Consider the following 12,488-nt stretch of genomic DNA (forward strand, 5'->3'; position numbering starts at 1 on the left):
TCAAGGCAAAACCTAGGCGCGCAGGGCTTCCATATCGCGGATTAGTTCGCTCAAGATGATGTCATCCACCATTGTGAACGGTTTGCGCTCTTCGGTTCGCTGCCAGTAATACTGGCCGTCGTCGATCACCACCGACTCCAGGGTCTGTTCAGGGTATTCATCGACCATGCCAACGATAATGCAGGGTTCAAACGACAGGCTAAAACCTGACCGGCGATCAATCGGTTTGATGAAATCCAGGATCGCGCCTCCGTCCTGAGCGTCGCCACGGCGCCAGCCTTTATTGGCCAGGCCAAGGATACGGCCAGTGGGAACGACGGCCCCTTTCCAACGTAGCAATTCACGGCTTTCCCGCTCTTGTTCGGTCAGGCTGTAGGTATCACGGCCAAGCTGAACGAACGGTTGCAGCAGTTCGTAATCGGCGAACAGTTGGCCGAAGCCTGCCGCCTGATGTTCAGGCAGCTCCAGCGCATGAGGAATACCGATGCGCACGTTTTCGCCCTGCGGCAGCGTGTACTCGTCGTCTTCTGCGGTTGTCAGGCTGCCATCCTCGGCAACGCGGAAACAGTCTACCAACTTGCCGCCGTGGGAAGAATCGTCGTCAACCAGATACACGCCCCAGACCAGGCGTTGCACCAGGTGGCGTACCAGCGGATGACGGACTAAAAACAGCTCGAACAGTTCTGGTGTCCAACGGCGGCGCTGGCACATGGCAATTTCCAGACGTACGACCTGTTGAGCGGCCACGGTGCGGGCATCTTTTTTCAGCAGCTTAAAGCTGTTGACCGCTGCTGTTGCCAGCTCTTGGTCGTCGGTCTTTTTCGGTTTCGGTAGATCTTTCAGGCGGGTGCCATCATTGTCGCGCACGAACGGTTTCAGGGTTTCATCGAAGCTGACGGTAAACTGGCGATCGCCGAAATCCAGCCGCAGTGAGCCGTTTTCATCCAGCCCTAAATCCGGGGCCAAACGGTCTTCCAGTTCCTCGATGGTTAACTCACGGGCCTCGGCTATTGCCGCAATCTTTTCCCGCGCCCGGTCCTGCAAGCCTTTAAATTTGACCTTCTGCGCGATGCCGTTCAGCAGCATCAACGCCACGTCGGAGCCGATCTGATTCAGCACTTCCAGGCCGTTAACCGCCCGCTGGTGCTGAGCCTCCCCCGGCCAGGCGCGGATAAACGGCGTCAGCTTGCGTGCGGTATCATCGGTACCAAACAGGCCCAGCGACGTAAATGCCCAGCCCTCTTTGGACGGCGCCGCAGCAAATAACCATGCCGAGAACAAATCCCAGGCAAAATCCGCCAGTGAGTCGGGATCACAAACCTGTTTTACCTGACCGATCCCTTCATACAACCCCTCGCTAACCGGGAAACGTAGCATGGTGCCCAGGTGTTCCAGTGCGCTGTCCGGCAATGCCTTTTTGCTCGCTACAAGGTGTGGGCGACGCCAACCTGCGGGTTGATAAAAATCTGGGGACTTGCTGATTTTACTCGGGAAACGATCGAGCGGATCTTCGTCCAGCATGCTGCGCAACGCTTTGACCACCTCAGGATTGCCGTAAGCTTCGCCGGTCTGGAAAATCAGCGCTTCGTGGCCCTGTGTGGCCAGCATACGTAACGCTGAAGTTGCACAGTCTTTGGCTTCGCCTTTTTTGCCTAATGCCGCCGGGATCAGGCCGATAGCGCTGTGATGCGGAAATTTGCACAGCCACTGCTGAGCTTCGCTGCGTAACGTTTTCAGCTTGAGGTATGCACGGGCAATCAGCGGAGCCAATTCGCTGGCACCTACGTGCTCCCAGATCGTGGTCAGTTCTGTTGGTCGGGAGCGCACCGCATTGATCAGGCCGGGCAACGCCGCTTCGCCAAAATTGGCCACCATATACCCTTCACCGCTACATTGATGAGCAGACAAACTGTTCCAGAGGGCCAGCGCCATCTCATCGGGCAACAGCGAGGTAAAGCGCATACTAAAGTTTGACCAGCTGGTTTCTGCCAACTGAGCTTTCCAGGCGTCAATCAACCCCTGCGTATCCCGGTTTCTGATCGCAATGGCTGCCGCGTCGTTCAGGCTCTTTCTGTTACCTGATTGATAAATCTGGAAGCCCAGTTCATTGGCCAGCGTGTTCATATTCTTTGCGGCAGCCTGATAGCGCTTTTCTTCCCAGCCGTTCAGTGCCAACCACCGTTGTTTCTCTGCATCGGTTAAATCGAGTACCGGTGCCAGCACCAGCGGCTCAAGTGCCAGGACTGCGGTTTCTTGCTTTTTCTTTTTCTGTAACCAAGGCGGGCTGACCAGTACCAGGGGTAAATCTGCTTCATCGGCTAATTCAACCGGGCCAGAGACGCGGGCAATCAACTCTTGCACCTGAGTTTGCGCTGCCCCGCTCATCCAGGGCAGTAGCTGAGCCACTTGTGCAGGATTGGCCAACAGCAGATTGCTTAAGCAAGCGCTCAGCATGCCGCTGTCTTTATGATTACCGGCCAACAATTCGGCAATCGCCGGGATTGATGCCAGCGGCCAGCGGTGCGCGGCATCAATAAACCGAGTCAGGAACGCTTTGCCCTGACCGGAAACTTGCGCCAATGCGGTTATCGCCGCAGGCGTGCCAATACAGGCCAGAGCATCACCGGTAAGGGTTATTTCCGCTTGGTTGGCCAGGATGGGTACCGCATTAATACCGCGCTCTGCAATCAACGTAGCGAGACTAAATTCACAGTTAAGGAATGCGGCGTGACGATAGACTGAACGGCCCATTGCTCCTAGCGATTTCAGAACGGCCTCGTCGGTGGCGACCAACTGTAGCCATGGCGTGACGTCACTATCCCCCTGTTGGATCAACTCACTGGCTAACCGGTTCGCGATATCCGGGCGCTCAGGTAATAACAAGGCAATCAACGGCTGACGGCTGGCATGTAGGTGCGGTAAAGCCGCGATCAATTTATCCACGCAAATCTGCCACTCTGCCTCATCGGCACAGGACAGGAATTGACGAAAACGCAGCTCAGCGCAGCTATAGGGACACATCCACGAGCCACTTAGCGGATCGACGATATCTTCATTGAGGTAGTAATTATGCTTTTGCGCACTACTATCCCAGTTGGATTCAACACAGAGTCCCTGCGCCACTAGCAGCACATCAATCGCGTACGGCAATCCCTTTCTGGCCACTAAAAAGTCGGTGATATCTGTCGTGCTGTCACCGTAATAACGGTTGTTACCGACATTGCACGACAGGGCAAACAACACCGCGTCTGACTCGATGGTGCCGTCCATCTGTTGATCGGCCAGCCGTTGCCAACTGGTGACATAAATCTGACGCCACTGCGCAGACGAGGAGTCAAAATCAGTAGTGAAATCGTCATTTTTATACAGATGATTACGCAGCTTGATCCAGCTCTGCTTATCGTTCAGCTGCGGCTTTTCGCCTGGATGAGTGCGGGTGGTCAAGGCTTGAACGCTAAGGTTCTTCGGTAAGGAAATCGGCTCACCGTTGGCCAACCACGGTGGAGTTTCGCCAACAGGCTTGGCGATGTCGGATGACGTTGCGGATTGCGAAAGTATGGTAGCAGCAGAAACCTGAGGCGCGGCTGCTGTTGGGGTATCACTGATTGGCTCAGCACGGAGGTTTTCTGTAGGTTCTGCTTTAGCTTTTGGCGCAGTGGCACCAATGGTGGCGTTGTCATCAACGGCAATTTCAACGTAGCCTTTGCCGGTTTTTTCTTTTATCAACTTGGTCATGGCGGCCAATGCCTTGGCTTGATTATCAAAGCTCTTGGTCTGGCTTTGGCCCTGGGTACCAATCTTGCCCCAGCGCAGGTTTAACTCACTGTCTGACTGCTCGACTTGCCAAAACTTGCTTGATTTATCGTCTTTGAATTCGAAATGGCGCACCGCTGTCTCCCTGAAAAATAGATTATCCATAAAATAATGTCTGAGATTACGTTATCAGATATTTGGGGGATGAATAGAGGAGTTCCATGGAATTTGTCAAAATCCTTTGCGTAGTGGGATCGCGCCGCTTTGCCAGGTGATCCGTTCACTTCACCTTGGCCGTGAGTGACTCACCGATAGCATAAAACTGCCCACCGGCGACGTAATGTAAACTGCGTAGTGCAGGATCGGCGGAGTCAAAATGCCAGTGGCCGTCTTTAAATACGCGGGTGTCGGACCAGGCGCCCGTCACCTCGCCGATAAACAGATCGTGGGTCTGCTGATTATGAGGTTCCGGGATCAAGCGGCAAGCGAGCCAGGCGGAGCATCCGGCTACGAAGGGTAGTCGATCGTCATCAAAACTGAATAGCTCGACTCCGCAGTGAGCCAGCTTGTCGGGGTCGTTCAACAGACTGCGGTTGCCGACCTCATAGGTGAGTTGTAACTGATCCACGGTGGGAACCTGGATCACAAAGTGTCCGCTTTGTTCGATAAGCGCACGGGTTTTGGTCATTTTATCCAGCACGACCGTCAGTTTGGGCGGCGAGAAATCTAACGCACAGGCCCAGGCGGCAGCCATTACGTCGTTAACGCCCTCGTGGCAAGCAGACACCAGCACCGTGGGGCCATGATTTAGCAGGCGATAGGCTTTTTCCAAGGCTACGGTGGCAATATGTAGGTTCATTCGTCATCCCTTAAAGTTAGGTTCGGCTGGATACGTCATCGTAGCGCGGCCGTGAACCATTGTGAAAGGGATGTCTGCTTCCCCTCACCCCAGCCCTCTCCCAATATGACACCAGGGATGCCATGAGCACGGGTTTGGGGAGAGGGAGCTAGCCCGGAGCCGCAGTCAAGCGCTGGATATCGATGTAGCGGGTTCAGTCCCCTCTCCCTGTGGCAAAGGGTTAGGGTGAGGGAAATTAATAACCAATAAACGACGGATCGACAGAGTGCCCGCAATCGCTGTTGGCCACGTTCAGATCTTCCATACAGGTTTGGCTATCCAGCGTTTTCGGCGGTGTTTTGCTTAATTCTGGCCGGTTATGTGAAGAACAACCGGTAAGGGCGAACAGCAAAACGCAAAGCATGATTTTTTTCATCGGTTTTATTCCCAGTGGATCGCAATAAATTGTTACAGGCAGTCATTTAAGGATTAGCACAAGCTGATGGAAACACCATGTTGCCTTGGGTTTAAGTGACAGCGTCACACACGCTTGTGGCGATAAAACTGGCTCCACAGCGCCATCAACAGCCCTAACCCCGCCAAACCTGCGGCCACCAGATAGGTCAGATGTAAGCCTGCCGCGCTACCTGAGCGCATATCATCGGATATCGAGGCCAAGGCAAAGATGCCCCCCATAGCCGATGCCCCAATGATAAAGCCAAGGTTACGTGCCAGATTTAGCAGGCCAGAGGCAACCCCACGCCGTTCGACGCCAACCTGTTTGATCACCGCCGTGTTGTTGGCAGCCTGGAACAAGGCGTAACCTGCGGTGATCAGGCAGATCGGCAAGATATAACCCAACAAGCCCTGTGCGAGTGACATCGTCGACAAGGCTAATGCTCCCAGGCAGACGCCTAATAATCCCAGACTGATCATCTGCGCAGCACCGAAGCGATCGACCAGATAGCCCGATGGCACACCCGCCAAAGCGGCAATCAGCGGCCCGGCGGACATCACCAGCCCCACCTGCTGTGGCGCTAAATCCAGCCCATGTGCCAGATAGAATGGCCCGACCACGAACGACGTCATGATCACCGTACTCACCAGCATATTGGTTAGCAGGCCGCTGCTCAGGATCGGCTGACGCAGCAGAGCAAGTTGGATCAGTGGGCTTGCAACTTTTTTCTCAACCCAGACGAACGCGCAGGCTGCCACGGCAGTTCCCAGCAGCAACAGGCTATTGAGTGAGCCGAAGTGGCCACTCCCCAACGTCATGGCAAGTGAAAATAGCGCCAGGGTTAACCCCAGCAAGCCCAGGCCAACAAAGTCAAACCCACCCTGTTTGCTTGCCCGCTGCGGTTCTGTTGATGGGAGAGAGTGATAGATGCAAAACAGCGCGACGCCACCCAGCGGCAGATTGATCAGGAAAATCGACTGCCAGCCAAACACGGCAATCAGACCGCCACCGAGCGTCGGGCCAAGCGCCGTACCCACGGCTGATAAGGTACCTAGCAACCCCATCGCCCTCCCGACCTGCTCCTTGCTGATGGTTTCGCCCACCAACGCCAGGGTGATGGTCATCATCACTGCGCCCCCTAAACCCTGAACAACGCGGGCAGCAACCAGCCACCAGATAGTCGGAGCGACAGCGCAAGCCAGCGAGGCAAGCATAAACAGGCCAAGACCCGCCAGTAGCAAAGTGCGGCGGCTGATGATATCCCCTAATCGGCCCACGCCAACGATCAGCGTGGTGATTGCCAGCAGATAAGCGATCACCACCCATTGCACATCTTGAAACGTCGCGCCAAATACCTGCGCCAATGTTGGCAGGCTGACGTTGGTAATGCTGCTGCCCAGAGACGAAAGCAGCGTCGGCAAGGCCAGGCTGATTAGCCCGCCACGCTGGGTTGGCAAGGTGTTGGATACGGTGGATTTCATGAACGGCTGACTCCTGAATTAACTTGTCAGCCAGACTATGGCAAACCATCACAAGGCGGAAGGCGCAGCATATACACTTTATAAGTGCACCAAACGCCTGATATGAGACGTATCACCGAACGATCAAACACCGCTCGGTTAATCGCGGTCGATATGGAAAAATGAGGGCTTACCCCCCCCAAAACCTATGAGGCTGGGAGGATATAAAAGCGACGGTGGTTTATAATAATACGAAATTAAAAAACTCTATTAAGGTTTATTTGCCGTCCAGCCACTTTTTTGAAGGTATAACTCCATGGATGCTTTTTCAGGTTTGTTTAATGCATCATAAACATCAGGTATAGACTCAACCCACTTTGGAATATCTTTGACCACATAGGTATATTTAACTTTTGTCATGGTAACACCAAAGAAATCAGCTGGTTTTGTGAAATCTACAATATCATTAACATTTCTATAACCAACACAGAAACCACTACCCTTACTATATTTTTTCCCTTCGGCTGTTAATGAATACTTTAACTGACCATTACCGTTATCTTCCACACTGAAAACGCCAGCTTTAGCATAGGCGTTCAACTTGTCTAAGCGTAAGGTATCGCTATTAGAAACAACAAATGGCGGGGTTGCATACATTCCAAGAGGAAAAACACCGTGGCAACGCTTAGAGATTTTTCCGTCTATTGCCTTGGTAAATTCCGAGTTATTGGCGGCCTCACTTGAATCGCAACCAACTAATACAGCTCCAGCAAGAATAGTTGCAATGAAAATCCTGTTCAAAATTATATCCCTATTAATCCATCAAAAATAATAAGGTTATATATTCTATACATTAACAGGTTGATGTCAATTAGTTTTCATTATTACGTCGCTTGGTTCTAATTCCTGCTATCACCATGCGATCCATTAGCGGTAGTCGTAATCAGACTACCAGTATGAGGCGGGTATATAGTCATGGCATTGTGGGAGAATTATCCTGTGATCTTAATCACAACTCCATAACAAAGCCAGACGCGAGCAAAAAATAGGAACTGTATAAACAACGGCTGGCAAGTCATCCGTAGCGCTCTCGGTATACTCAAGGCGAACCAATCTGCATGAGTCAGCACAATGAAAACAACAGCAATCACCTCAGATAGCTATGTAAAAGTCAGCGTACGGGAAAAGATCGGCTATGGCTTCGGCGATCTGGCCTCTAACCTGTCGTTTGGCTTCGTCTCCCTGTTCTTACTGTTTTTTTACACCAATATTTATGGCATCAGTGCGGTGCAGGCGAGCTTAATCTTCGTGATTGCCCGCGTGGTGGATGCCATTTTTAACATCTTTGTCGGCTATTTTATTGACAAGACCCAAACCCGCCACGGCAAGCTGCGCCCTTACCTGCTTTACGGCGCGGTGCCCTTGGGGATCTTGACGATCCTCTGTTTCAGCACCTTCGACAGCGACTATAAGTTCTATTACGCACTGATCACCTACACCATTTACTGCCTGGCCTACACGGCGGTCAACACGCCTTATTCCGCCATGACCAATATGCTGACCCAACACGAAGGTTCACGGGCCTCGCTATCGGTCTACCGCTTTGTGTTGGCTATCGTCGGTTATCTGATTGTTTCGACCAGTGCCGACCTGCTGATCTCGCAGTTCACCGATCAGAAGATGGGTTATGTGTTTGCCGTCAGCTGTTTTAGCCTGTTGGCTACCTTCTTTTTCCTGGCCTGCTTTGGCATGACCAAAGAGCGGGTAAAAAGCCTGCCAGATCAAAAAGCGCCAACGCTAAAAGAGATGATCACCGCCGTTTCCGGCAACCTGCCGTTAATCCACCTTTCGCTGTTCACGGTGTTTTTCTATATCGCCTACACGGTCTGGATGGCGATTGCGATTTACTTCATCAAGTACACCCTGGGTGATGAAGCCTTTACCGCCAAATTCTTCGCCATCCAATCTGCGGCCTATGTGGTAGGCACGGTGATTTCCGAAAAGCTCATCAGCCTGATGGGCAAAAAGAAGATGGTCCAACTGGGCTTGCTGATCGGGATTGTCGGCGTGCTGTTCCAATACTTCCTGGCAGGCGATAACGCCTACCTGATCATGACCGGCGTTTGCCTGTACAGCATCACCCTGGGCATGGGTTTTGTCGCGATGTGGTCGATGATTGCCGATACCGTCGAGTATGCCGAATGGAAACACGGCGTGCGTACCGAAGGGGCGATTTACGGCTTCTTTAATTTCATCACCAAAATTGCCATGGCAATTGGTGGAGGCTGTGCCGGATTGATGCTTGATTACTTTGACTACTCGTCTGAGCATATCAGCGCCAACGCGCTCAACGGCATCAATATGATGATGACGCTGTTCCCCGGCCTGATGTTCGCCCTCGGGATGGTGTTTATCTTCTTCTATCAGCTCGATGAGCACACCTACCGAAATATCATCAAAGACATTGAATTGCGCAAAGTCAGCGCGCTGTAACCAGCAGGTATCATTATGAAACAAGATTTCCACCCCCTCATTGCCGCCATGACTGCCGAAGAGAAAGTGGCGCTGCTCAGCGGCAGCGGTCTGTGGCGCACGGCCAGCTTCCCGCAGCATGATATCAGTGACATTGTGATGACGGATGGCACCTACGGCGTCCGTTACAGCACCAGCCAGATCGAACAAGGGGAAAACTGGCACATAAGCGATTTTCTGGCCGTAATTGGCCAAAGCGCGGGCGAGGTGGAGCAGGAAGAACAGAAAGGTGGCTCTGAGGCGCTGTTCAGCAAATCCAAACCGGCCACCTGCTTCCCGAACGGTTCAACCCTGGCCTGTAGCTGGGACGTGGAACTGGTGTACCAAATGGGCGAAGCATTGGCCAAAGAGTGCCAGGAGATGGGCGTCGGTATTTTGCTCGGCCCGGGTATCAATATTCGCCGTACGCCTTTGGCTGGCCGTGGTTACGAATATTACTCGGAAGATCCGGTGGTCAGTGGTGACATTGCTGCCGCCCTCATCAACGGCCTGCAAGACGGTGGCGTGGGTGCCAGCCTGAAGCACTTTGCCGCCAATAACTCGGAATACCGCCGTACCGAGATGGACTCGGTGGTGGAAGAACGGGCGTTGCGCGAGATTTACCTTTCCGGGTTCAAGCGGGCAATCGACAAATCCAATCCCTGGACCGTGATGTCGTCCTATAACCGGCTCAACGGGGTACAAACGTCGCAACACCACTGGCTGTTGACCGAGGTGCTACGCAATGAGTGGGGCTATGACGGGTTGGTGATGTCCGACTGGTACGGCATCAAAGATCGCCCCGCTTCCTTGCTGGCAGGTAACGATTTGGCGATGCCGGAGACCCAGCGTGACAAACTGGAACTGTTGCAGGCAATCGAGCGCGGAGAGATCCCGGCAGAGGTTCTCGATACCGCCTGCCTGCGTATGTTAACCCTGATCGACAAGGTGCAGCGCCACCGTAAACCGGGTACCAAGGCCGATTACCCGCAGCATCATCGGCTGGCACAGCAACTGGCTGCCGAATCGATAGTGTTATTGAAGAATGAAGACCATATTCTGCCGCTGCTATCCGGGCAGAAAACCACTATCGCCGTATTGGGTAAACCGGCACAGGAGCCGGTGATCCAGGGATCGGGCTGTGCCACCACCGTGCCTTATATGCTCGATCGTCCGCTCGACGAAATTTTCGAGGTTGCCGGTAACGACTTCCACATCGACTATGCCATCGGCACCCCGGACGATAATCACGTCGACCCGCAAGCCCTGGCCGATGCGGTTGAGTTAGCCAGCAAGGCCGACGTGGCCGTGGTGTTTGTCAGCACCGCCATTGGCGAGGACGGCGAAAACGGCGATCGCAAAGATCTGAACATCTTGCCTAGCCATGAAGCGCTGATCCGCGCAGTGGCCGAGGTGCAAACCAATCTGGTGGTGGTGCTGGCGAATAGCGATGCGGTGGTGATGCCTTGGCTGGCGGACTGCAAAGCCCTGTTGGAGACCTTCTTTGCGGGCCAGGGCATGGGCCGCGCGGTGGCCGATATTCTGTTTGGCCGGGCCAATCCCTGTGGCAAGCTGACGGTCACGGTGCCCAATACGCTGGAGGAAACCCCGGCCTGGCTTGGTTATCCAGGTGACAACCTGCGTCATCACTACAGCGAAGGGCTCTACGTGGGCTATCGCTACTACGACCGGCGTAAGCTGACCCCGCAGTTCCCGTTCGGTTTTGGCCTGAGCTACAGCGAGTTCAGCTATGCCAAGCTGGCAACGTCAGCCGCGGAGCTTGCAGAGGGGCAGCCGCTCACCGTCAGCGTGGAGGTGACCAACCGTGGCGATCGGGCGGGCAAAGAGATCGTGCAGCTTTACCTTACTGCTCCGCATGGCGATTTGGCGCGTGAAGTCCTGGCGCTGAAAGCCTTTGCCAAAGTGCAGCTCGAACCTGGCGAAAGCAAAACGGTAACCCTGACGCTGGAATGGCAGGATTTTGCCTGTTTCCATCCGGGAATGGCCACCTGGGTGGTCGACCCGGGCCTGTACCAGCTGCATGTGGCGCGTTCATCGCGGGATATCGCGCTGAGCACGGTGGTCAAGCTGTGCGCCAAGCCCTATTATTTACCGCTCAAGGTCGACAATTCGTTGCAGCAGCTACTTGCCACTCCGCCCGCTTTTGACCGCGTGGTGAAGCTGTTGGTCAGTAAAAACGCCTTGCCGGAGGCGCTGATGCGCGAAAAGCTTACCGCGCTTGCCCCGGATCTGTTCTGTGGCCTGTTTATTGCCCTGACGGAGTTCCTGGCGATTGATATTACCCAGCAGGAATTGGCTGCGGCTTTGGCTGAACCCGCTAGGCAATAGCCCCCTCACCCCAACCCAAAGGGAGAGGGAGCTAGAACGGTACTACGTTCAGGCACATACGTAGGGTCGTCGCAGGCTGCGCCCGTGGCTAGGGTGAGGGAGAAAAACGCCACAACCATTTTATAAACGAGGGATTTAGCCGATGTTTCCTTTTTCTGTCACCCGACAATCCAAGCCGCAGTCTCATCGGCAGGCGGCAGCAGCGGTTCACGACGGCAGCGGCTATGAACTGATCTCGTTTGATGCGGAAAAGCTGAACGTCTTCGCCGCAGAGGTTTACTACTGCGAGCCACATTGGCACTCGGCACCGGAGCTGATCTGCATCTTAGCCGGGGAGTTTTCCGTTACCCTTGGCCATGCCACCTCGGTGGCCAGCGCAGGCAGCCTGCTGTATATCAACCCGGACGAAATCCATTCCCTTGAGGCCCGCGCACCCAATAGCCAACTGCTGACCATTCAGTTTTCACCCCACCTGTTTGATGAAACCCATCCGGCACCGTTGATGGTCAATCAAGGCGATCGGGCATCAGTGCAACAGATTAGCCACGACGTGATCGCCCTGCTCGATAACCTGGTGGCGTCACAACCCTCCTTTACCCGTATTGCCCTGGTTTATCATTTGCTGGGATCGCTGGCCGCAGCAGCGTCAAACCAGACAGACCAGCAACAGGTCAACGTCAGGAAAAAAGACCAGCAGTTGGTCAAATTCGGCATTGAGTTTATCAACCAGCACTTTGACGATGAGCTCAACCTGGCCACCATTGCCGATCGCGCTGGCGTCAGTTATCACCACTTTTCCCGTATTTTCAAAAAGATCAGCGGCTACAATTTTAAAGAATATCTGACCATGATCCGCATTAACAAAGCCAAGCTGCTGCTGAAAGACACCAATATCCCCATTACCGATATCAGCTATACCTGTGGTTTCAGCGGCCACAAACAGCTGATTTTCGCCTTTAACAAATACTGCCGCATGACGCCAACCGAGTTTCGCAAAAGCTATCTTACCGCGATGAACTCACCGGCAGAGCTGCAAATCATGACCGATTTCCGCTGTCTGCCACTGGATCGGCAAATCGTCGCACGCTTACGGAGCCTCAACACCGACCCGCAATAGTGA

At 53.8% G+C, this 12,488-nt stretch carries 8 protein-coding genes; 3 read left to right on the forward strand and 5 right to left on the reverse strand.

Going from position 1 to position 12,488, the window contains the following annotated elements; translation table 11 throughout:
* Positions 1 to 12: 12 nt before the first annotated feature.
* From ACRDCA_RS20370 to ACRDCA_RS20390, 5 genes are all read right to left on the reverse strand, one after another.
* Positions 13 to 3,888 carry a DUF4132 domain-containing protein gene (locus ACRDCA_RS20370; protein ID WP_438691176.1) on the reverse strand — a complete coding sequence of 1,292 codons (3,876 nt, stop codon included), beginning with the start codon at positions 3,886 to 3,888 and terminating at the stop codon, positions 13 to 15.
* 145 nt (positions 3,889 to 4,033) lie between these two features.
* A complete protein-coding gene (locus ACRDCA_RS20375; protein WP_438691177.1) occupies positions 4,034 to 4,612 on the reverse strand; it encodes a flavin reductase family protein in 579 nt (192 codons plus the stop codon).
* 235 nt (positions 4,613 to 4,847) lie between these two features.
* Complete coding sequence (locus tag ACRDCA_RS20380) at positions 4,848 to 5,027, reverse strand: hypothetical protein (protein WP_438691178.1); 180 nt, start codon at positions 5,025 to 5,027, stop codon at positions 4,848 to 4,850.
* Between the two features lie 104 nt (positions 5,028 to 5,131).
* Positions 5,132 to 6,529: an MFS transporter gene (locus tag ACRDCA_RS20385; RefSeq protein WP_438691179.1), complete on the reverse strand. Its 1,398-nt coding sequence runs from the start codon at positions 6,527 to 6,529 to the stop codon at positions 5,132 to 5,134.
* A 249-nt stretch (positions 6,530 to 6,778) separates the two neighbouring features.
* The gene (locus ACRDCA_RS20390; RefSeq protein ID WP_438691180.1) at positions 6,779 to 7,309 is read right to left on the reverse strand and encodes a hypothetical protein; all 531 of its coding nucleotides are present in this window, start codon (positions 7,307 to 7,309) and stop codon (positions 6,779 to 6,781) included.
* Between the two features lie 330 nt (positions 7,310 to 7,639).
* On the opposite strand from ACRDCA_RS20390, the gene ACRDCA_RS20395 reads away from it, so the two are divergent.
* The 3 genes from ACRDCA_RS20395 to ACRDCA_RS20405 all read left to right on the forward strand — a co-directional run bounded on the left by ACRDCA_RS20395 (position 7,640) and on the right by ACRDCA_RS20405 (position 12,485).
* Complete coding sequence (locus ACRDCA_RS20395) at positions 7,640 to 9,001, forward strand: MFS transporter (RefSeq protein WP_438691181.1); 1,362 nt, start codon at positions 7,640 to 7,642, stop codon at positions 8,999 to 9,001.
* Between the two features lie 15 nt (positions 9,002 to 9,016).
* Complete coding sequence (locus ACRDCA_RS20400; RefSeq protein ID WP_438691182.1) at positions 9,017 to 11,368, forward strand: beta-glucosidase; 2,352 nt, start codon at positions 9,017 to 9,019, stop codon at positions 11,366 to 11,368.
* A 142-nt stretch (positions 11,369 to 11,510) separates the two neighbouring features.
* Positions 11,511 to 12,485 carry an AraC family transcriptional regulator gene (locus ACRDCA_RS20405; protein ID WP_438691183.1) on the forward strand — a complete coding sequence of 325 codons (975 nt, stop codon included), beginning with the start codon at positions 11,511 to 11,513 and terminating at the stop codon, positions 12,483 to 12,485.
* Positions 12,486 to 12,488 lie beyond the last annotated feature (3 nt).

It is taken from the genome of Serratia sp. (in: enterobacteria) (assembly GCF_051654945.1).
In the GTDB taxonomy this organism is placed as follows: Bacteria; Pseudomonadota; Gammaproteobacteria; order Enterobacterales; family Enterobacteriaceae; genus Chania.

What these genes read in the sequence shown, in the direction of transcription:
- ACRDCA_RS20375 (WP_438691177.1), bottom strand. Translation starts at nt 4,612, where the DNA reads ATGAACCTACATATTGCCACCGTAGCCTTGGAAAAAGCCTATCGCCTG.
- ACRDCA_RS20380 (WP_438691178.1), bottom strand. Translation starts at nt 5,027, where the DNA reads ATGAAAAAAATCATGCTTTGCGTTTTGCTGTTCGCCCTTACCGGTTGT.
- ACRDCA_RS20385 (WP_438691179.1), bottom strand. Translation starts at nt 6,529, where the DNA reads ATGAAATCCACCGTATCCAACACCTTGCCAACCCAGCGTGGCGGGCTA.
- ACRDCA_RS20395 (WP_438691181.1), top strand. Translation starts at nt 7,640, where the DNA reads ATGAAAACAACAGCAATCACCTCAGATAGCTATGTAAAAGTCAGCGTA.
- ACRDCA_RS20400 (WP_438691182.1), top strand. Translation starts at nt 9,017, where the DNA reads ATGAAACAAGATTTCCACCCCCTCATTGCCGCCATGACTGCCGAAGAG.
- ACRDCA_RS20405 (WP_438691183.1), top strand. Translation starts at nt 11,511, where the DNA reads ATGTTTCCTTTTTCTGTCACCCGACAATCCAAGCCGCAGTCTCATCGG.